Source organism: bacterium, from assembly GCA_035419245.1.
Lineage (GTDB): Bacteria > Zhuqueibacterota > Zhuqueibacteria > Residuimicrobiales > Residuimicrobiaceae > JAKPUX01.
In genome coordinates this window covers 70,186-92,061 of sequence record DAOLSP010000004.1, presented here as the reverse complement: position 1 = coordinate 92,061, position 21,876 = coordinate 70,186, and the positions used below count along the sequence as shown (strand labels likewise).

The following is a 21,876-nucleotide window of genomic DNA, read 5'->3' as shown; positions in this document are numbered from 1 at the left end:
AGCAAAGGAGTTTCCGTGATCACCCGAATCGAATTGGCCCAAAAACCCCGCTTCCATGATGCCGCCGGTGAGGCGCTGTTGGCCGGCGCGCGTGACCTGGGCATCACCGGACTCATTGCGGTGTACGCCTTTCGCGTCTATTATTTTTTGGGAGCGCTCTCGCCTGAGGAGCAGCAGCGCATTGCCACCCGCCTCCTCGCCGACGCCGTAACCGACGACTATGCCATCAATGCCTTGCTCAACCGCGCCGCCGGTGATGAGGTCTGGTCGGTGGAGGTGACCTTCAACCGCGGTGTCACCGACCTGGTCGCCGAAACCACCCGCAAGGGAGCGGCGGACCTCGGGTTGCACCGGGTGGAAGCGGTCAAAACCGCCCGGCGCTACGAACTGGCCGGCCGGCTCACGCCGGCCGAAAAAGAGCTCATCGCCCAGAAGCTGTTGATGAACAAGGTGGTAGAGCACCTCTGCGTTCCCGGTGAAAAGCTCTTTTTCGCGAACAGCGATGCCCCCTTTGAACTGATTCATATCCCGCTGCTCCAGGCCGACGCGGAGCAATTGCTGGCGATCAGCCGCGAACGCGACCTTTTCCTCAATCGGGTCGAAATGCAGACGATTCAGGCTCACTTCCGCAGCTTGCAGCGGGAGCCGACCGATATCGAGCTTGAGATGATCGCTCAGACCTGGTCGGAACATTGCAGCCACAAGACCCTTACCGGCCTGGTTGAGTTCGAAGGCCGCATCATCGACAATCCTCTCAAGGAGACGATCTTCCGGGTCACGCAGGAGTTGAACCGGCCCTGGTGCGTCTCGGTCTTCAAGGATAACGCCGGCATCATCACCTTCGACGAGGAGTACAACCTCTGTTTCAAGGTGGAGACCCATAATCATCCTTCGGCCATGGAGCCCTATGGCGGTGCCAACACCGGAATCGGCGGCGTCATCCGCGATCCGATGGGAACGGGCCTCGGGGCCAAGCCGATCATTAATACCGATATCTTTTGCTTCGGCCCGGTCGATTGGCCTCACGCGCGGTTGCCCAAAGGGGTGCTGCACCCCAAGCGGGTGATGCAGGGGGTGGTGGCTGGTGTCCGCGATTACGGCAACCGGATGGGCATCCCGACCTCGAATGGCGCCCTCTACTTTGACGAACGCTACCTCGGCAATCCCCTGGTCTACTGCGGCAATGTCGGCCTGATCCCGCGCGACCGGTGCGAAAAACAGGTGGTGCCGGGCGATTATATTGTGGTTGTCGGTGGACGCACCGGCCGCGACGGCATCCATGGCGCCACAGCCTCCTCCGGCGAGCTGCACAGCGAGAGCGAAGGAACCTGGAGCGGTGCCGTCCAGATCGGCAATCCCATTGTCGAGAAGAAACTGGTGGATACCCTGATGCAGGCCCGCGACCGCGGTCTTTACCGCGCCATCACCGATTGCGGGGCCGGCGGACTCTCCTCGGCAGTCGGTGAACTCGCGAAAAGCACCGGCGCCGAGGTCGATCTCGAATTCATCCCACTCAAGTATCACGGCCTGACCTACATGGAGATCTGGATCTCGGAAGCGCAGGAACGCATGGTGATCTTCGTCGCGCCGGAGCACCTCGAAGCGGCGCTGGCGCTCTTCGCCGCCGAGGATGTTGAGGCGACTGTGATCGGCCGCACCACCGACGATCACAAGATCCGCCTGCGCTACCATGGGACCGTCGTCGGCGAGCTGGAAATGGCCTTCCTGCACGACGGCCAGCCGCGCATTGTGCGCAAGGCCGTCTGGGAGAATCCCGGCAATGCCGAACCGGCGTTTCCGCAGCCCGACCATCTGGGCATGATCCTGCATCGCCTCCTTGCCGCTCCGAACATCTGCAGCAAGGAGTGGGTGATCCGGCAATACGATCACGAGGTTCAGGGCGGCAGCGTCCTCAAACCGCTGGTCGGTGTGGCCAACGACGGCCCGGGTGATGCCTGCATCACCCGGCCGCGCCTTGAGAGCCACCGCGCCGTCATACTAGCCAACGGCCTCAATCCCAAATATGGACTCCTCGATCCCTATTGGATGGCAGCCTCGGCCATCGATGAGGCCTTGCGCAATATCGTTGCCGTCGGGGGGCGTCCCGAGCGCACCGCGCTGCTTGACAACTTTTGCTGGGGGAACACCGAAAAACCCGATCGTCTCGGCGGCCTCCTCCGCGCCGCGCAGGCCTGTTATGACATGGGCAAGGCGCTGGGCACGCCTTTCATTTCGGGCAAGGACAGTCTCAACAACGAATACAAGACCGAGGCGGGGGAGAGTATCGCCATCCCGCCCACCTTGCTCATCTCCGCGATCGCGGTCATGGAGGATTGCCGCAAAGCGGTCACCATGGACCTCAAGACCGCCGGTGACAGACTCTACCTGCTCGGCGAGACCGGCAAGGAACTGGGCGGATCGCATTATTACGAACTCATGGGGCAGGAGGGCGGAGTGGTGCCGCGGGTCGATCCTGTCCGCGCCCGGGCGCTCTTCACAGCCCTCGCCGACGCGATCGATGCCGGGCTGGTGCGTGCCTGCCACGACTGCTCCGAGGGTGGTCTCGGTGTAGCCCTGGCGGAGATGGCCTTTGCCGGCGGCCTCGGCGCCGCCGTGAGCCTGCAGGCGATGGTGCGCCGCAGCGAGCTGCAGCGTAGTGACTGGGCGCTCTTCGCCGAATCCAACAGCCGTTTTGTGGTCGAGGTGATACCCGCGAATGAAGCGGCCTTCAGAACGGCTTTCGCCGGGCTTCCCTGTGCCCTTATAGGTGAGGTCACAGCCGCACCTCGTCTGCAAATCCGCGGTCTGACGGATGAACCGCTGGTCGATGAGCCCATTGATACCTTGAAACGCTCCTGGCAAGAAACTCTGAGGTGGTAAGTTGACGATGAAACCCAAGGTGCTGGTGCTGCGTGCAGCCGGATCGAATTGCGACATGGAGACCCAATTCGCTTTCCAGTACGCCGGAGCCGAGGCCGAGCTGATCCATATCAACCGACTGCTGCGCGGCGAGGTCCATCTGGCAACCTATCAAATCCTCGCGATCCCCGGCGGCTTCACCTACGGCGATGACATTTCGGCGGGCAAAATTCTTGCTAACGAGCTGCAGTTCAAACTCGCCGGTCAGCTCACCGCCTTCCATGAGGCCGGCGGACTCATCCTCGGAATTTGCAATGGATTTCAGGTGTTAGTTAAAGCAGGGCTTTTGCCGGAGGTGGATCTGGGCGGCCCCCAGGAAGTCACCCTGGTCCATAATGATTCGGGCAAGTTTGAGGACCGCTGGGTCCATCTGCAGGTGCCCGATAGCCGCTCCCTTTTCACCGCGGGCCTGAGTGGTCCGATTTATCTCCCCGTCGCCCATGCCGAGGGCAAATTTGCCGCTCTGAGCCCGGCGGTGCTCGACCGGCTGGAGGCCAATCGTCAGATCGTCTTGCGTTACACGGCGGCGGATGGCGGGCCGGCAGCATATCCGGAGAACCCCAATGGCTCGGACCGCGATATTGCGGGCATCTGTGACTCCACCGGACGCATTCTGGGCCTTATGCCCCATCCGGAGCGGCACATCGATCCGACCCATCATCCACGCTGGACGCGCAACGGCCTGGCACGCGAGGGTGATGGCGTAGCGCTCTTTCGGAATGCGGTGGCCTATTTCAGCTGAAGCTCTCGGACCATCCGTGGGGGCAGTACCGGCTTTTGTTGGGAGGTCGCAATGACGGATGACATCGGTCCCCTGTTGAAGAAGTGGCGCTACACGCCCAATGATATCAACGTCCGCCTCGTTCACGGCGAGGATGGCCGGGAGAAACTGCAGCTGCGGCTGGATCTCGGCATTATTCAGATGGAGCTGGACGGGCGACCGGACGGCCGCCGGCCGCATCGTTTCGAGTCCTATTACACCTATTATCTGAACAAGGCGCGTCTTGCCGAGAAGCAGGGGGGGCACAACCTGAGCTTGACGCCTCTGGACTGCTGGCTGCTACAGCAGGAGTCGGTCCAGTTCTACCATCGCTATCTTGCCCTGATGCGCCTGGGCGACTATCCGCGCGTGATCCGCGACACCCTGCGCAATCTGCACGTCCTCGACTTTGTCGGCCAGCATACCTCCAACGACGAAATCATCTGGTCTTTTGAACAATATCGCCCCTTTGTCATCATGATGAACACCCGTGCTTGTGCGTCGCAGAGCCTGGAGCTGCGGGATTATGACAAGGCCCTCGAATACATCAAGTCGGGCAGCACTAAATTGAGAAAATTCTACCTCGCCCATCGCGCCCGCATTGGCGAAGAGCGGTTGGAGCTCGACTTGCTGCATGAATGGGCGGTGGAGATCCGGCGCCGGCGCCCGGTGAGCGACCGCGAGCTCCTGGCGCGGGAGTTGCGGCAGGCGATTCACAAGGAAGAGTACGAGCGGGCCGCGCTGCTGCGCGACATGCTCGGCGAATTGGAGAAACCGGCCGGTAAAGAGTGAGTCCCGACCGTCATCTGTCACCCAAAAGGGAGGAACCACCAGGATGCTGCAAGGCAAGCGAGTCGCCATTTTGATCGGTCCCCAGTTTCACGATGAAGAGGCCACGGTTCCCAGATCCTGGCTGCAGGAGCGCGGTGCCGCCGTCGACCTGATCGCCCTGGAGCGGGAGGAAGTGACCGGCAAATACGGCCGTGTCACCCTGACCCCCGACCTGGGCATCGCCGAGGCCGACGCAGGGGTGTACGACGGTCTCATCATTCCCGGCGGCGGCGCTCCGGAACGTCTCCGCGTCGACGACCGGGTGCTGGCCTTTGTCAAGCGTTTCTGGCAGAGCGGCCGCCCCGTCGGCGCCATATGCCATGGCGCGCAGGTTCTGATTTCCGCGGATCTGCTGGCCGGGGTCACCGCGACCTGCTACGTCGGCATCCGCGATGACCTCAAGCTGGCTGGCGCTCACTATGTTGACCGGGAAGTCTGCATTGACGGCCCGCTGATCACTTCGCGTAAACCCGAGGATCTTCCGGCCTTCAACAAGGCCTTCGGGGACGCGCTCGCGGCCGCCGGTGAGGCCAAACTGACGGATGCCCTTACCGCCCTGGCGCTGGCCATCAGCCGCGAGAAGGGGGCGCAGGAATTCTATTCCGGCGTGGCTGCGGTGCTCCCCAATGAGGCCTTGCGCAACAAATTCAACTATCTTGCCGTAACCGAAGCGGGCCATTTCGACCAGCTCTCGGATCTCTATGAAAAGATCGCCCACCAGCGGCCGCCCTCCGGCCTGATGGCCACTGAAATCAGCGGCAAGTCCGTTTCCCCTCAGATCACCGCCGCTGAGGCGCTCGATCTGGCCATCACCGCCGAACAGAAGGCCTATGAGTATTACCGCCAAATGGCGCAGCGGGCCAGAAGCGATCGCGCGCGCGAGATGTTCGAATATCTCGCGGCCGAAGAGATGGAACACAAACGGCTGCTCTCCGTCGATAAAGCGATTCTGCAAGGGGGACAGGGGCATTTCCAGTGGGCGACCCATTTCGATGTGCCGCCCGGTATGGAGGATCTGTGGTAGGGTACAAGCCAGGACGGTAGACATCTGTCCTGCCAGAAAGGGCGCAATCGTATGAAACGAACACTTGCAAGAATTGGGCTGTTGTTACTAGCATCGGCGGGCATCGGGTATTCTCAGTATTACGATGGCGGCCTGGGCTTTTACGGCGAAGAGGGTGGACGCTTCATGGGCGGGTTCGGTTTCACCAGCATTCGTGAAGGCGGCCAGACCAAGAATTACGTTTCCGTAGGCCTGAGGCCTGAGTTCTCATTCGGAAAATTCGGCGTGGGGCTCAACATCAACCTCCTTTACGATGTCGATACCGGCGCGATCCGGGCTAAGGACTGGAACACGACCTACGATTATTTCCGCATGCTGCGCTACCTCCGCTATGGCCACAAGCTTGACAAGACCTATGCGCGCGTCGGCACGCTCGACGCCGCCCGTCTGGGCCACGGCTTCATCGTCAACTATTTCACCAATGAAGCCTCTTACGACAATCGCAAGATCGGTCTAGAATTCGATCTCGATTTCGGCCAGTTCGGCTTCGAGAGTACCGTCAGCAATCTGGGCCGCTCCGAATTGATAGGGCTGCGCGGCTATGTCCGCCCTCTTTACGGATTGAAACTGCCCATCATCCGCAATTTTGCCGCCGGCGCGACCTACGCCGCTGATTTTGATCCCGATGTCAGTGCCAGAAGCGACGACGGCATCTCCGCGATGGGATTCGACTTCGAGCTGCCGATCATTCGCACCTCGGTATTCACCACGATGTTCTATTTTGACTACGCCCAGCTCAAGGGCTACAGCTCGGTCGAAGGCACCTCGCGGAATTTTGGATCGGGCCAAGCCCTTGGCATTTACTCCGGCGTGGGCAACCTTTTAGGCGTCATGGAGGTGGCTGCGCGCCTCGAACGCCGCTGGCTAGGCAAGGAGTTCATCGCCTCCTATTTCGATCCCTTTTATGAGATCGACCGCTTCAAGATCGTCGGCGGCGACACGACGCACAAGGCCGATGCCCTGCTCGGCATTACCGAGGAGAGCCGCGGGGTCTTCGGCGAACTCTACGGCAACGTTCTCGGCAACAAGGTGCGGCTGCTCGGCATGCTGAGCCGCCTGGACGCTCAACCCAAGAGCGGCCGGCTGCACCTGGCCGCTGATGCCCCCGATCTGATCCCGGTGCTGGCCGCGCACGCCACCTACGACAAGAGCAGTATCGAGACCGTGCAGGATGTTTTTACCCTCAACAGTCAGAGTGTCGCACGCCTTGGTTTGGGCTACAAGATCAAACCCTATCTGATCGCCTATATCGATTATATCTGGACCTATGTCGAGACCGAGGAGGGCAGCCACATCTACCGGCCGCAAGAGCGCATCGAGCCCAAGCTGGTCTTTTCGTATAATTTCTAATCTCAACGACGGCGCGCACGGGAACGCACGCCCGGCCGCCGACTCCCAGGGATAGCGGGTGGTGGGGGGTGCAACTCTCAGCCTTTAGGGAGCCGATGATCCAACCGCTATGGCGGCAGCTGCGCCGCATGGTGCAGCTGCCGGTCGATTTCATCTATCCGCCCCTCTGTCTGCTCTGCGGCACCTACCTGCAGGCGGGGGCAGTGCTGATCTGCGGCGAGTGCTTCCGTCGTCTCCCCTGGCTCGAAGATCCCGACATTCCGAGCCAATTCTTGCGGACCCCCCTGAGCAAACCCCTGCACTTTGATCGCGCCATCGCACTTTTTGATTACCAGGATTCGATCGGCACGCTGATCCATTTTTTCAAATACAGTGGCGGGCGGGCTTTGGCCCAACCCTTCGGCGAGGCCCTGGGCGAGGCGCTGCGGGACGGTGCCTATGAGGCCCGGGCGATCATTCCGGTGCCATTGCACCCGGGGCGGCGGCGGGAACGCGGCTACAACCAGTCCGAGCTTCTGGCGCGGGCAATGGCGGCGAGGGCGGGGATGGCGCTCTGGCCGGCCGCGCTGCACCGGGTGGTCGCTACACCGCCCCAGGCCCGCATGGGGCGGCAAAAACGGTTGCGCAATCTACGCGGCGCCTTTGTCGCGCCCGATCCCGAGGCGTTGCGGGCGGGCCGGTTCGTGCTGGTGGATGATGTGCTCACCACTGGCCACACCCTCGACGAGTGCGCGCGAGTGCTGCTGGAAAACGGAGCGGCCGGGGTGATCGCAGCCACGATTGCCCGTGTGCGCTGAACTCCTGGTGCCAGAGAAGGCACATTTCGGTCGCACCCCGGCCGCGAAAGCTTGCACCACGCCGCTGTTGTGTCTCAGGGCGCGGGTTTTGAACCGATTTTGCCGCTTGACATTCTGCCAAATAATATGTATTTTTAGGTTCGCATTTTTAAACAACCTAATGTGTGAGGTAGTGAGATGCCCAAAGTCAGTACCCGCGAATTATTCGATGCAGCCTTGAAGGGCGGCTATGCCGTTGGGGCCTTCAATGTTAATAATATGGAGATCATTCAAGGGATCGTTGAGGCGGCAGCCGAAGAAAAAGCCCCGCTGATCCTGCAGGTTTCCAAGGGCGCCCGCAGTTATGCCCGTCACAACTATCTGATGCACCTCATTGCGGCGGCCCTTGAGCAGTTTGATCTGCCCATCGCGGTTCACCTCGATCACGGCGACAGCTTTGAGTTGTGCAAGTCTTGCATTGACGGCGGTTTTACCTCGGTAATGATCGACGGATCGCATCTTCCACTCGCCGAGAATATCAAACTGGTGCGCCAGGTGGTCGAATACGCCCATCCGCGCGGTATCCCGGTCGAGGCCGAACTCGGCCGTCTCGCCGGCATCGAAGATCATGTCAACGTCTCCGATCGCGACGCCATCTATACCAATCCGCGTGAAGCCAAGATGTTTGTCGAGCAAAGCGGCGCCGATTCCCTGGCGGTGGCTATCGGCACCAGCCACGGCGCCTACAAGTTCAAGAGCACGCCGCAGCTCGATTTCGAGCGCCTCGCCGAGATCGAGAAGGCACTGCCCGGTTATCCGCTGGTGCTGCACGGCGCCTCCAGCGTCCCGCGGGAATTCGTCGACCTCTGCAACCAGTACGGCGGCAAGCTGCCCGGAGCCCAGGGTGTTCCCGAAGAGATGATCACCCGCGCCAGCCGGACGAACGTCTGCAAGATCAACATTGATACCGATTTGCGCTTGGCGATGACGGCGGCGATCCGCAAGGTCTTCAGCGAGTCTCCGGCGGAATTTGATCCCCGCAAATATCTCAGCCCTGCCCGCGATGCCATCAAGGCCATGGTCAAGCACAAACTGCATGTGCTCGGCTGTGCCGGCAAGGCTTGATTTCAACCCCGAATGCATCAGGATTTAATCAAGGAGAAGTGTATGGCTATCAGATTGGGAATCAACGGGTTCGGCCGCATCGGCCGTCTGGTTTTTCGTGTTGCTGCGCAGCGAAAGGATATTGAGATCGTCCAGGTCAACGACATCACCGATGCGCCGACTCTGGCGCATTTGCTCAAGTACGATTCGGTTCATGGGGTGCTGAAGAACGATATCCGCGCCGAAGGGGAGTATATTGTCTTTGATGGCAAAAAGATCAAGGTCTCGGCCGAAAAGGATCCGGCCAATCTGCCCTGGGGCGCCGCGCATATTGATGTCGTGGTCGAGTCGACCGGTGTCTTCCGCAAACGCGCGGAAGTGGCCAAGCATATCGAAGCCGGTGCCAGAAAGGCGATCCTGACCGTCCCGGCCAAGGACGAGATTGATGCCACCATCGTTCTCGGCGTCAATGACGAGGCGCTCAAACCCGAGCACAAGATCGTCTCCAATGCCTCCTGTACCACCAACTGTCTGGCCCCGGTTGCCAAGGTCCTGCATGACAAGTTTGGCATCAAGCGCGGCCTGATGACCACCGTGCACGCCTACACCAATGACCAGCGCATCCTTGACCTGCCGCACAAGGATCTGCGCCGTGCCCGCGCTGCGGCGCTGGCCATCATCCCCACCACGACCGGCGCTGCCAAGGCCGTCGGCAAGGTGATCCCCGCGCTGAAGGGTAAGCTGGACGGTTACTCCCTGCGCGTTCCGGTCTCCGACGGTTCAGTCGTCGATCTGGCCGTCGAGCTCAACAAGGACGTCACCATCGAAGAGGTCAACGCGGCGATGCGCGAAGCGGCGCAGGGCAAACTCAAGGGCATCCTTGAGTACACCGAAGATCCGATCGTCTCCGTCGACATCGTCGGCAATGCCCACTCGTCGATTTTCGATGCCCAGTCCACCATGGTGCTCGAAGGCAAGAGCAATTTTGTCAAGGTGGTCTCTTGGTACGACAACGAGTGGGGTTACTCCTGCCGCGTGGTCGACCTTGTCGAAAAAATGGGCAAGATGTAATAAAAAATATTGGGTTTTGAACAATTTTTATGTACATTATGGATGTCGCGGGAGAGCCACAGACTCTCCCGCTGGCAGCCGGATAGGCAGATAGAATGCGCAAGCGGATAATTGCCGGCAACTGGAAGATGAACAAGGACGTCGCCGGGGCGGCGGAGTTGGCTAGGGCGGTTGTTGCGGCCTTGACCGTGCCGACGGAGACGGAAATCGTTCTTTGTCCGCCTTTTACCGATCTGACGACGGTCGCCGCCGTGATTCAGGGGACACCCATCCGGTTGGGTGGACAGAATATGCACTGGGAAGAGAAGGGCGCCTTCACCGGTGAGGTATCCGCCGCGATGCTGCTCTCCGCCGGCTGCAGCCATGTGATCCTCGGTCACTCCGAACGGCGGCAGTACTTTGGTGAGACCGACGAGACGGTCAACCACAAGGTCCGGGCTGCACTCAAGGCGGGATTGATCCCGATCGTCTGCGTTGGCGAGACTCTGGCTGAACGACAGACGGAGGAGACTGCGGCGGTGGTGGCGCGTCAGATCCGCGGGGCACTTGCGGGATTGAGCGGCGAGGAGGTGGCCAGGCTGGTCATCGCCTATGAGCCGGTTTGGGCGATCGGCACCGGCGTTGTGGCCACAAGCGACCAGGCGCAAGAGGTCCATGCCCTGATCCGCCAGCTCGTCGCCAGACTCTATGATTCCCGGATTGCCGAAGTGCTGCGCATCCAGTATGGCGGCAGCATGAAGCCCGACAATGCCGCGCAGCTGCTGGCGCAGAAGGATATTGATGGCGGGCTTATCGGCGGTGCCAGTCTCGATGCCCGTTCTTTCGTGGAGATTGTTTACGCATAGTTTGGAGTGCGCATGTATACGGTATTGATTATTCTTTTTGTTCTGGTCTGCATATTGCTGACTTTTGTCATCCTGATTCAGTCGAGCAAAGGCGGCGGGCTGGCGGGTTCATTTGGCGGTATGGACACCATGGGGACTCTTTTCGGCGGCGGACGCGGCAGCGCGCCCTTCCTGCAAAAGGTGACCGCTGTGCTGGCCACGCTCTTCCTGATCATCGCCTTGATCATGGGCTTTATGACCCGGGGCGGATTGAGCAGCCAGTCTCTGGTTGAGCGGGAACGTGACCGTCTGAATTCATCTCCGGCGCGCACGCTGCCCCAGGTTCCGGAGCAGCAGCCGGCAACCACGCCGAACAGATAGTCTCTTTTTTGACGAGACCTTGCAGCATTCAAGCCGAAGTGGTGGAATTGGCAGACACGCTATCTTGAGGGGGTAGTGCCCACAAGGCGTGCGGGTTCAAATCCCGCCTTCGGCACCAGCCCTTGCCAGGCCGGTGCAGGGACTCGGATCGCAAACAGCCCATCTCCCAAGATGGGCTGTTTTTGCATGGGGGGTGAGCACATCATATCCAGGAGGTGGACCATGCAGGACAAGATCACCCGTCGCGATTTCATCCGCATTGGTGCGGGTGCCGGATTGGCAGTGACGACCTTACCAGGAGCGCCGCAGTGGCTGCAAGCCGCACCGGCCAGCCCGCTTCTAGCGGTCGCCCGCAACGGCGCCCCCGGCGTGCTGGTGCGCAAGGCGGTCGAGGCGCTCGGCGGTATGGGCCAGTTCGTTAAAAAGGGCCAAAGCGTGCTGCTCAAGCCCAACATGGGCTGGGACCGCCTCCCCGAGCAGGCTGCCAACACCAATCCGGAAGCTGTCGCCGAGGTGATCAAGATGTGTTTCGAAGCCGGCGCCGCTCAGGTGCGCGTGCTGGACCGCACCTGCAACGAGCCCCGGCGCTGTTACCTGCGCAGCGGCATCGAAAAGGCGGCCAAGGCGGCCGGTGCCGAGGTCCGTCATATCGTCGAGAGCCGCTTCGAGGAGATCCAGATCCCCGGGGGTGAACTGGTCACCTCCTGGCCTATCTATCGTGACGCCATCGAATCGGATGTGATCATCAATATGCCTATTGCCAAGCACCACAGCATCTCCGGGGTCACGCTCAGTTTCAAGAATCTCATGGGCCTGCTCGGGGGGGACCGCGGCGCGCTGCACAACCATTTCATGACCAAGATTGTGGACATCAACACGGCGGTCAAACCGGCCCTGACCATCATTGATGCCTGGCGTATCATGCTGCGCAATGGCCCCACAGGAGGCAGCCTAGCCGATGTGGCCGAGAAGCGGATCATTCTCGCCTCAGCCGACCGCGTCGCCGCCGATGCCTGGGCCATGGGACTTTTTAATATCGATCCGGCCACGGTCGAATATCTGCGGCACGCATCCAGGCGCGGTCTCGGTCAGCTCGATCTCAAGCGTGTAAAAATTGAGGAGATCAACCTGGGGGTTTGAACGGGTATGGAGTCCTTTAACAATTGGAATGGGCCATGATGATCACCTTCCGCCGTATCTCCCAGCTGCTTTTTCTGACCCTTTTTATCGTCCTTTTCTTCCAGGCGGGATTCCCCTACGCGAGTATCCTGCCGGCTGATCTTTTCTTGCGCGCCAGTCCCCTGGTGGCCGTGGCGGTGATGCTAGCCGGGCGGGTTTTCATCGCGACGATGATCCTGGGCCTGGCGATCCTGCTGCTGACCATCCCCTTCGGCCGCTTTTTTTGCGGCTGGATCTGTCCGCTCGGGACGATCATTGACGGCAGCGACCATCTCATCCGGCGCAAACGCCCACCCGCCCGGCAGCGCGAGAGCCTGCGCTGGAGGTCCTGGAAATTCTTCCTCCTCGCCGCCGTGCTGATCTCCGCAATTTTCTCCACCCAGTTCATCTGGTTCTTCGATCCGATCGCCTTGCTGACGCGCACCTTCACGACGGTGCTCTATCCCGTATTCGCTTTTGCCTTGGGCGCTCTCTTCAATGCCGCCTTCAAGCTTCCTTTCCTTGAAGATACCGTCTATTCGCTCTACGACGCGGCCCAAACGCATGCCCTGCTCCCGATACAACAGCCCCGCTTCTTCGAAACCGGACTGATAGTCGCGATCTTCGCCCTCATCCTCGGTCTGGGGATGGTTTCCCGCCGGTTCTGGTGCCGCAATCTCTGCCCCCTCGGTGCCCTGTTGGGTATATTTTCCAGGTACCGTTTGACGCGCCGTTATGTCAGTGAGGCGTGCACCAGCTGCAGTCTGTGTCAGCGGGCCTGCAAGATGAATGCGATCGAGGATGACTATACCGTAAACAACACCGTGGAGTGCATCGAATGCGCGGAATGCGTCTCGGTTTGCAAGCCGCATGCGGTCTCCTACCGCTTCGGGCGCAATCCCGGCAAAAATGAGATCGATCTCTCCCGCCGCCGCTTGCTGCAAGCCTCCGCGGCCGGCCTGGCCGGCTTGGCCCTTTTCAAGACCGCGGCGGTCAGTCGCATCCAGAAAGGGCATGCGATTCGTCCCCCCGGCGCCCTCGTTGAAGAGCAGTTTCTCGATCGCTGCATACGCTGCCAGGAGTGCGTCAAGATCTGCTCCACCACCGGATCCTGCCTACAACCCTCCCTGACTGAAAGCGGCGCGGAGGGGCTCTGGAGTCCGGTTTCGATTCCGCGCGTGGGCTATTGCGAATACAGCTGCAACCTTTGCGGCCAGGTCTGCCCGACCGGCGCCATCCAGCCGCTCGCCCTCCCTGATAAGCAAAAGACCAAAATGGGCATGGCCTATTTCGACAAGAGCCGTTGCATCCCCTGGTACAAGCAGGAGGACTGTCTGGTTTGCGAGGAACATTGCCCGCTGCCGGAGAAGGCAATCCTCTTTGATGTCCATGAAGCCCGCGGTCCCGACGGCACCTTGCGCACGGTCAAGTTTCCCTATGTCAATGAGGATCGCTGTATCGGCTGCGGCATTTGTGAAAACAAGTGTCCCGTGGTCGGCGCCCCGGGCATCTTTGTCACAGCGGCCAAGGAGACACGTCTTTCTGCGCCCGTCGCCATGCGCGGTGCCGCCTCTGCTGGATAAGATCAGGAATCGTGATTTGCGCAAGCTGAACAAGGAGATCTTCGCCTTACCGCAATGGGCGTGGGAGGGTTTCAATGCCATCCGCCAGCGGCTTAACAAGTCCGCTCTGAAAGAGCGGCCTTGGATGCGGCATTACGACGAAGGAGTCCCCTACGAACTCGAGGCGCCCGGGGTGCCGGTTTACGAGCTTTTGCAGCGGGCGTTTGCGGAGGCGGGCTCCAAGACCGCCCTGCTCTATTACGACCGCCGGTTCAGCTACCATCATCTATATACCCTGGTTACGCGATTCGCCGCCGGTCTACAGCGGCTCGGCGTCCAGCCGGGGGAATCGGTCGCCCTGTGCTTGCCCAATATCCCGCAGTTTCTGATCGCCTACTGGGCCGCGCTCTATATCGGCGCGGTAGTCGTCCTGGTCAATCCCCTGCTCAGCGAGCGCGAGATGCACCAGCAGCTCACCTCGACCCGGGCTACGGTGCTGGTCGTCCTGGACCGGTTCCAACCCCGGGTGGAGCGGCTGCGGGCGCAGAGCGCGGTGCGACATGTTGTGGTCGCCTTTGCAGAAACCTACATGCCGCCGCTGCGGCAGATCGCCTTCCAGTTTCACAAACGGCTGAGCCGGACGGAGGAGAAGATCCGTCGCAGCAAGGAGACGCTCTTTTTCCGGCAGCTGCTCATGCATCCCCCGCTGACCCGGCCGGTCCCGGTGAATCCCGCATCGGCCGCGGTCATGCTCTTCACCGGGGGGGTTACCGGTGAACCCAAGGCCGCGATGCTCAGCCACAACAACGTCCTGATGAACGCCTTGCAGGCACGCGCCTGGATCAGCGATATCCGGGAGGGGGAAGAGGTCGTGATGGCCGCGCTGCCGCTGACGCACAGTTACGCCATGTCCACCTGCCATCATCTCGCCATCCTGGCCAAGGGAATCATGGTTCTGGAGCCGCGCTTCGAGGTCAAGCGGATCTGCCGCGATCTGCAGCGCTACAAGGTATCCCTCTTTCCGGGGGTGCCGACGATGTTTGGCAGCCTGGTCAACCGGTTGGCGCGTAAGCCGGCCGATCTGAGTTCGATCCGCTCCTGCATCAGCGGCGGGGCCCCCCTGCCGCGCGCGATCAAGGAACGATTTGAGGCGATGACCGGAGCCCGGCTGCTGGAGGGGTATGGACTCACCGAGGCCAGCCCGGTCACCCATTGCACCCCGCTGCAGGGGGTGTGCAAGGAGGGCAGCATCGGCCTGCCCTGGCCGGGCACCTATGCGCGGATCGTCGGTCTGCAGGATCGCCGTGTGCTCGGGACCGGAGAAATCGGTGAACTTCAGGTGCGCGGGCCCCAGGTCATGCTCGGTTATTTCGGCGAGGAGGAGGCGACGCGGGCGGTGCTCGATGAAGAGGGTTGGCTCAGCACCGGTGATATTGCTTACCAGGACGAGGACGGCTATTTTTTCATCGTCGATCGCAAAAAGGAGATCTTTTTCAGCGGCGGGTATAATGTCTTTCCGGCCGAGATCGAGCGGGTGCTGACGGAGCATCCGGCTGTCGCGGAAGCCGCAGTCGTTGCGGCGCCCGACGATCATTATGGCAGCGTGGCCAAGGCGTGGCTGGTGCTGCAGCCCGGCGCGGATGCGGTGACGGCGGCGGAGTTGCGGGAGTTCTGCCGCGCCCGCCTGGCGCGCTATAAAATTCCGCGGCAGTATGTCTTTGTCGATGCCTTGCCGAAGAACCTGCTGGGCAAGGTGCTCAAGCGCGAATTGACGCTTTTAGAGCCGATCAGGGAAGTGCGAACCGGCGAAGGATGTCATGGATAGTGATCTGGTGCGTTGCGAACTGCAGGCGGACGGTGCGGTCCGGATTACGCCGCTGGGAAGCCTGGAGGATATTTCACTGCTGCCGGCGGTGGTGGCCGTCTTCGAGCGCGAGTTCCGCAACAAGCACAAGAATTTCATTCTCGACTTAGGCATGCTCGCCGCGCTGCCGGCAGGGTGGGTCGCGCTTATCTTTGAACTGACCGCGCGCAGCCGGCGCCGCGGCGGCGAGCTCTGCGTGGCCCGCCTGCAGCGCAAGGCACAGGGCGATTTGCTGAATTTTCAGCCGGAAAGCTATCTCTGCCTCGAGGAGATGGATATCGTCATGCCACAGGACGCGACGACCGTGCCAGAGGTGGATCAGCCCGACTTTACTGCAGCGCCCGGTCCGGCACCAGCGGCACGCCCGCCGGCGCAGCAGGAGAATGGCGATCCGTCTGAAATCATCGAGATCCCCAGCCGCGTCGACGCCCTCTATCGCGCCTGCGACTTTGTCCTGGGTATCGCCAGCCGGCTCGGCTTCAGCGAATCCGACCTCTCCCGCATCAAGATCTCGGTCTATGAGGCCAGCCTCAACGCCATTGAGCACGCTTATCACTCCGATGCAACCCGCAAGGTGCGCGTGCGCGTGACCACGCTGCCGGACCGATTGCTCATCGGCATCATCGACCATGGTGACGGCTTCGAGGCCAGGACCAACGAGGATTTTGATGCGACGGCGGCTGCCGCGGCGCGCCGCACCGGCGGCATGGGGCTGCATATCATTCGCCGCTCCATGGACAAGGTGACCTATCTGCGCGATCCCAAGAACGGAAACTGCCTGCTCATGGAGAAAAAACGGCCCGTCAGCGGACTTACAGCCGAGGGGATCTCAGGCGATCCGGGCTTTGGAACGGGCCGGCTGAGCGCAACCGAGGAGAACGACGCCCCGTGGCCCGGATTATCCGACTAGACGGCCGCACGGGACTGCGGTTGTTTCTGCTCCTGGCGCTGCTGCTTGGCGCGTTCTGGGGGATCTATGCTCTGAGCATCCGCCTCGCAGAACTGCTGGATCGGCGGCCGGCGCCGGCCGAAGAAGCCCATCCTGAAGGGGAAGAACCCGATCTCGCCGCCGTGGCCACACCGGCGGGCATCGTCCATCTCAAGCAAGCCCTCTTTTGCCTCGACATCCATGACCGCAAGCCCGTGGTATTCAAGTCCGTTTTCAGCCGCCGCGTTGATTATATCTATTGTTATTCGGTGCTTTCCGCTCCGCCAGAAGGCGTTATGATTCTTCACCGCTGGATCCTCAAAGGGCAGCCGGTTTTCGAACGATGGCTGCGCGTGCAAGGCCGCAACTGCCGCGTCTGGAGCCGGCGCCATGTCCTGAGCAAGGAACCGGGCACCGGCCGGGTGGAGATCATTTTGGAGGATGGGAATTTGCTCGGCTCTGCGGTGTTTACATTGTTGTAAACCGGGAAGGTTTCATATGAGTGCAGAAGAGTTGCGCCGGGAGATCCGCCAGTTCCAGCGGCGCAAAAAATGGTTTGCCCTGCCCCTGATCGCTCTGGGCTTTATCATGCTCGTGACCCCGGGCCCCGGGCTGGCGTTGCTGCTCCTCGGCTTCATGCTCCTTTTCCCCCGCGACGGCGAACGCCTGCTGCACTGGATCAAATTGCGCTGGCAGCGCCTGTGCGGCCGGGTGCCGCCTTCCGGACCGGCGGAAACCCGGACGGATCACGACGCTCCGAAAAAATGAATTGAAACTTTTTACGGGATGCCGAGTCTAATAGATGATTTGTTTAAACCGATCCAATAAGGAGGGATAGATCATGTTTTTTTCCATGCGAGATATTCTGATTCTGGCGCCGGCGCTGATTCTGACGCTCTACGCCCAGTGGAAGGTGAAAAGCACCTTCAATCGGATGAGCCAGGTGCGCTCCGGATCTGGCATGACCGGTGCGCAGGTGGCCAAGTCCTTATTGCAGCGCAACGGGATCCAGGATGTTGAGGTGGGTGCTGTACAGGGTGAATTGACCGATCACTACGATCCGATTCACAAGACCCTCAACCTCTCCGAGCCGGTTTACGCCTCAGACAGCCTGGCTGCCATCGGGGTTGCGGCTCATGAGACGGGCCATGCCATCCAGCACCAGGTGGCGTATGCGCCGCTGAAGTTGCGTCAAACCATGTACCCGCTCTCCAATTTCGGCTCCATGCTCGCCATGCCGCTTTTCATCATCGGCCTGATCGCCTCCATCAAGGTATTGATCGACATCGGCATCCTCTTTTTTGCCGCCTCGGTCGTTTTCACCCTGGTCACCCTGCCAGTCGAGTTTGACGCTTCCAAGCGCGCGCTGGCCCAACTCTCCGCAAGCGGCATGATCAGGGGTGAGGAGATCGACGGCGCCCGCAAGGTGCTGAGTGCCGCCGCGCTGACCTATGTAGCCGCCGCGGCCATGGCGGTTCTGCAGTTGATCCGTTTGTTAATGCTTCGCAATGATCGTTGATAACAGGAAAGGATGTACCATGTACGCCAAGAAACGTTCCGCCCTCCTGTATACGGGTATCTTGATCGGTATCGTCATCGGATTGGTCATCTCCAGTAACCTGGACTGGGTCCGGCACAGCTTCGCCAATGACCGCGGCGAGGCCGTCGCCCTCGGCGCCAATGAGCCGGTGTCACAGGAACTGCTCGGCCTGCAAAGTCTGAGCAAGGCCTTCACCCAGGTGGCTAAAATCGCCAGCCCGGCCGTGGTGACCATCAACAGCAGTGCGGTCGTCAAGTCCAATATCCGTAATCCCTTCATGGATGATCCCTTTTTCCGCCAGTTTTTCAATGTGCCGGACCAGAAACAGGTGATGCACGGCCTGGGGTCCGGAGTGATCGTCAATCCCGACGGTTATATCCTGACCAACAACCATGTTGTCAAGGATGCTGACGAGATCACGGTAACCATCGACAAGGTGGAGCACAAGGCCAAGGTAGTCGGTAAGGATCCGGCCAGTGATATCGCGGTGATCAAGATCGAAAAGAAAGGGCTGCCGACCATCAATCTGGGCGACTCGGACAAGCTCGAGGTCGGCGAATGGGTGATGGCCATCGGCAATCCCTTCTCTGATGTGCTCGACAAAACCGTAACCGCCGGCATCGTCAGCGCCAAGGGGCGCTCTCTCGGCGCCGGCCTTGGGGACGGGACTTTGCGCTATCAGGATTTCATCCAGACCGATGCGGCCATTAATCCCGGCAACAGCGGCGGGGCCCTGGTCAATCTGCGCGGCGAGCTGGTGGGCATCAATACCGCCATCGTCGGCCAGGCCAACGCTGGCGTCGGCTTCGCCATCCCCATCAATATGGCCCGATCGATCATGGAACAATTGATCAAGAGCGGCAAGGTGCGTCGCGGCTGGATTGGCGTGCAACTCGAGGATGTCGACGAGGAGAAGGCGGAATACTTCGGCCTCGACAAACCCAAAGGCGTACAGGTGGGCGAAGTTCTCAAAGACAGCCCGGCCCTCAAAGCCGGCCTGAAGCGGGATGATATCATTCTCAAACTGAACGATTTCGAGGTCACTTCGCGCGACCAGCTCATTGCCTGGGTCGGCAGCCAGGCTCCCGACACCAAGATCACCTTGACCATCTGGCGCGACAAAGCCCTCAAGACCATCTCCCTGACCCTGGCCGAGCGGCCCGCGGATGAAGCCCTGGCCAGCGAGGAGGGCGCCACGACCGGCCAGATCGACAAGTTGGGCATCGAGGTGCAGGAGATGACGCGCCAGCTCGCCCGCCAGTACGGCTACGAGGGTGAAGAGGGCGTGATCATTACCAGCATCGATCCCAACTCGGTGGCCGACCGCAAAGGGCTGCGCGAGGGCGATCTGATCCTTTCGGTCAACGACACCGCCACCACCTCGGTGCGCGCCTTCCGCGCCGCCCTCCGCGAGGTCAAGCCGGGCGGCGTGGTCTATATGCGCATCATGCGCGAGCGAATGGTCTATACCGTCGCCCTGCGTATGCCACGATCATAAGAGAAAGTCTGACAATATGGCAGATATTGCGGCCAAAATGACAATTTAAGCGCACTGAGCACCAGAACAGAGCGTACGGCCTTCCGGGGTCGTACGCTTGTTTTTTATAGACCTGAATCGGTCTGCAGGCTGGTTTCCGTTTTGGCACGTACTTTGCAAAGGCGACGATGATTTTAGAGACCATCTGCAACGTTTTACATAAAGTTTCCCGAAAGGAGTAAAAGGATGGGAAAGATTATCGGTATCGATCTGGGCACCACCAACTCGTGCGTCGCGGTGATGGAGGCGGGGGAGCCCGTCGTCATCCCCAACAGCGAAGGCATGCGCACCACCCCCTCGGTGGTGGCGTTCAGCAAAACCGGTGAGCGGTTGGTCGGTCAGGTGGCCAAGCGACAGGCGGTCACCAATCCGACCAAAACCGTCTATTCGATCAAACGGTTCATGGGGCGCCGCTTCGGCGAGGTCTCGCGCGAGCGGGAAGAGGTCCCCTATACGGTCATTTCCGGCAGCAATGATGTAGCCAAGGTCAAAATAGACGACAAGGAATATTCTCCGCAGGAGATCTCGGCCATGATCCTGCAAAAGATGCGCCAGACCGCCGAGGATTACCTCGGTGAGAAGGTGACCGATGCGGTTATCACCGTGCCGGCCTATTTCAACGACAGCCAGCGCCAGGCGACCAAGGAGGCGGGCGAAATCGCCGGCTTGAACGTGCGTCGCATCATCAATGAGCCGACTGCGGCTTCGCTGGCCTATGGCCTCGACAAGAAGGGCAATGAAAAGATCGCCGTCTTCGACCTCGGCGGCGGTACTTTCGACATCTCGATCCTCGAGATCGGCGATGGTGTCTTTGAGGTCAAATCGACCAACGGTGACACCCATCTCGGCGGCGACGATTTCGACCAGCGCATCATCGACTGGATCGTCGATGAGTTTGTCAAACAGGAGGGTGTCGATCTCTCCAAGGATCCGATGGCCTTGCAGCGGCTCAAGGAAGCGGCCGAGAAGGGCAAGTGCGAACTCTCGACGACCACGCAGACCGAGATCAATCTGCCTTTTATCACAGCGACCGACAGCGGCCCCAAGCATCTCAGCATGACCCTCACCCGGGCCAAGTTCGAACAGCTTTGTGATGATCTCTTTCAGCGCACGCTTGCTCCCTGCCGGACCGCCCTCAAGGATGCCGGCATGACCACCGCCGAAATCAATGAGGTTGTCCTCGTTGGCGGTGCGACGCGCATGCCCAAGGTTCAGGAGATGGTGCGCGAGCTCTTCGGCAAGGAGCCGCATAAGGGGGTTAATCCCGACGAAGTAGTCGCCGTCGGCGCGGCCATTCAAGGTGGTGTTCTCGGCGGCGAGGTCAAGGATGTCCTCCTTCTCGATGTCACGCCGCTTTCTCTGGGCATTGAGACTCTTGGTGGCGTGATGACCCGGATTATCGAAAAGAACACCACCATCCCCACCCGCCAGTCGCAGATCTTTTCGACGGCGGCTGACAGTCAGACCTCGGTGGAAATCCACGTCCTCCAGGGCGAACGGGAGATGGCCATTGATAACCGTACGCTCGGGCGTTTTCACCTCGATGGCATTCCGCCCGCTCCGCGAGGCATTCCGCAAATCGAGGTCTCTTTCGACATCGACGCCAACGGCATCCTCAATGTCGCCGCCAAGGATAAGGCGACCAACAAGGAGCAGACCATCCGGATCGAGGCCTCGACCGGCTTGAGCAAGGAGGAGGTCGAGAAGATGGTCAGCGATGCCAAGTTGCATGCCGCCGAGGACAAGAAGCGGCGCGAGCTGATTGATACGCGTAACCAGGCGGATCAACTGGTCTATCAAACCGAGAAGAACATCAAGGAGAATGCCGACAAGCTCGACTCCGGTTTGAAGAACCAGCTCGAGGCCGGCGTCGGCCGTCTCAAGGAGGCGATGAAGGGCGAGAATATCGATGAGATCAAGTCGGCTCTCGAGGCCCTCAACCAGATCTGGCACCAGGCCGCCGCCAAGATGTACGAAGCGGCCAACGCCCAGCAGCAAGCCTCCGCCGCTGCCGGGGCGCAGCAAGGTCAGCCCGGCGGCGAATCCTCCGGTGACAAGCCGCCCAAGGCGGAAGATGCTGATTACGAGGTGGTAGACGACCAAAAGTAATCCGCCCAGGCATACGCCCGGCATGGCATATAGCCAGGCCGGGCCCTCTGACCGGCACAATGCAAAGGGCGGAACCTGTTCCGCCCTTTTTTTACTCAT

At 60.6% G+C, this 21,876-nt stretch carries 19 protein-coding genes and 1 tRNA gene; all 20 read left to right on the top strand.

Going from position 1 to position 21,876, the window contains the following annotated elements; genetic code table 11:
* Positions 1-15: 15 nt before the first annotated feature.
* The 20 genes from purL to dnaK all read left to right on the top strand — a co-directional run bounded on the left by purL (position 16) and on the right by dnaK (position 21,777).
* Complete coding sequence (gene purL, locus PLH32_07905) at positions 16-2,880, top strand: phosphoribosylformylglycinamidine synthase subunit PurL (protein HQJ64519.1); 2,865 nt, start codon at positions 16-18, stop codon at positions 2,878-2,880.
* Between the two features lie 7 nt (positions 2,881-2,887).
* Positions 2,888-3,661: a phosphoribosylformylglycinamidine synthase I gene (gene purQ / locus PLH32_07900; GenBank protein HQJ64518.1), complete on the top strand. Its 774-nt coding sequence runs from the start codon at positions 2,888-2,890 to the stop codon at positions 3,659-3,661.
* A gap of 51 nt (positions 3,662-3,712) precedes the next feature.
* Positions 3,713-4,471, top strand: coding sequence for a UvrB/UvrC motif-containing protein (locus PLH32_07895; protein HQJ64517.1), 759 nt, complete (start codon positions 3,713-3,715; stop codon positions 4,469-4,471).
* Positions 4,472-4,514: 43 nt separating this feature from the next.
* Positions 4,515-5,534 (top strand): DJ-1/PfpI/YhbO family deglycase/protease, encoded by a 1,020-nt coding sequence (locus PLH32_07890; protein ID HQJ64516.1) that lies wholly within the window; start codon positions 4,515-4,517, stop codon positions 5,532-5,534.
* A 51-nt stretch (positions 5,535-5,585) separates the two neighbouring features.
* Positions 5,586-6,923 carry a hypothetical protein gene (locus PLH32_07885; GenBank protein HQJ64515.1) on the top strand — a complete coding sequence of 446 codons (1,338 nt, stop codon included), beginning with the start codon at positions 5,586-5,588 and terminating at the stop codon, positions 6,921-6,923.
* 95 nt (positions 6,924-7,018) lie between these two features.
* Positions 7,019-7,720, top strand: coding sequence for a ComF family protein (locus PLH32_07880; GenBank protein ID HQJ64514.1), 702 nt, complete (start codon positions 7,019-7,021; stop codon positions 7,718-7,720).
* A gap of 177 nt (positions 7,721-7,897) precedes the next feature.
* Entirely contained in the window at positions 7,898-8,824 is a 927-nt protein-coding gene (gene fba / locus PLH32_07875) for a class II fructose-1,6-bisphosphate aldolase (GenBank protein ID HQJ64513.1), read from the top strand.
* Between the two features lie 42 nt (positions 8,825-8,866).
* Positions 8,867-9,874, top strand: a complete 1,008-nt coding sequence (gene gap, locus PLH32_07870) for a type I glyceraldehyde-3-phosphate dehydrogenase (protein HQJ64512.1) — start codon at positions 8,867-8,869, stop codon at positions 9,872-9,874.
* A gap of 95 nt (positions 9,875-9,969) precedes the next feature.
* Entirely contained in the window at positions 9,970-10,719 is a 750-nt protein-coding gene (gene tpiA, locus PLH32_07865) for a triose-phosphate isomerase (protein HQJ64511.1), read from the top strand.
* Between the two features lie 12 nt (positions 10,720-10,731).
* On the top strand, positions 10,732-11,079 hold the full coding sequence (gene secG / locus PLH32_07860) for a preprotein translocase subunit SecG (GenBank protein HQJ64510.1): 348 nt from the start codon (positions 10,732-10,734) through the stop codon (positions 11,077-11,079).
* Positions 11,080-11,111: 32 nt separating this feature from the next.
* A tRNA-Leu gene (locus PLH32_07855) sits at positions 11,112-11,197 on the top strand.
* A 104-nt stretch (positions 11,198-11,301) separates the two neighbouring features.
* Positions 11,302-12,219, top strand: coding sequence for a DUF362 domain-containing protein (locus PLH32_07850; protein HQJ64509.1), 918 nt, complete (start codon positions 11,302-11,304; stop codon positions 12,217-12,219).
* Positions 12,220-12,254: 35 nt separating this feature from the next.
* Positions 12,255-13,820, top strand: a complete 1,566-nt coding sequence (locus PLH32_07845; protein HQJ64508.1) for a 4Fe-4S binding protein — start codon at positions 12,255-12,257, stop codon at positions 13,818-13,820.
* Between the two features lie 16 nt (positions 13,821-13,836).
* Entirely contained in the window at positions 13,837-15,624 is a 1,788-nt protein-coding gene (locus tag PLH32_07840; protein ID HQJ64507.1) for a long-chain fatty acid--CoA ligase, read from the top strand.
* Complete coding sequence (locus tag PLH32_07835; GenBank protein HQJ64506.1) at positions 15,617-16,573, top strand: ATP-binding protein; 957 nt, start codon at positions 15,617-15,619, stop codon at positions 16,571-16,573. The genes PLH32_07840 and PLH32_07835 overlap by 8 nt, the downstream gene beginning before the upstream one ends.
* The gene (locus tag PLH32_07830; protein ID HQJ64505.1) at positions 16,552-17,073 is read left to right on the top strand and encodes a DUF2914 domain-containing protein; all 522 of its coding nucleotides are present in this window, start codon (positions 16,552-16,554) and stop codon (positions 17,071-17,073) included. The genes PLH32_07835 and PLH32_07830 overlap by 22 nt, the downstream gene beginning before the upstream one ends.
* Before the next feature lie 16 nt (positions 17,074-17,089).
* A complete protein-coding gene (locus tag PLH32_07825) occupies positions 17,090-17,359 on the top strand; it encodes a hypothetical protein (GenBank protein HQJ64504.1) in 270 nt (89 codons plus the stop codon).
* Between the two features lie 73 nt (positions 17,360-17,432).
* Positions 17,433-18,110, top strand: coding sequence for a zinc metallopeptidase (locus PLH32_07820; protein ID HQJ64503.1), 678 nt, complete (start codon positions 17,433-17,435; stop codon positions 18,108-18,110).
* A gap of 19 nt (positions 18,111-18,129) precedes the next feature.
* Entirely contained in the window at positions 18,130-19,629 is a 1,500-nt protein-coding gene (locus PLH32_07815) for a DegQ family serine endoprotease (protein HQJ64502.1), read from the top strand.
* A gap of 225 nt (positions 19,630-19,854) precedes the next feature.
* A complete protein-coding gene (gene dnaK / locus PLH32_07810; GenBank protein ID HQJ64501.1) occupies positions 19,855-21,777 on the top strand; it encodes a molecular chaperone DnaK in 1,923 nt (640 codons plus the stop codon).
* Positions 21,778-21,876: the final 99 nt, after the last annotated feature.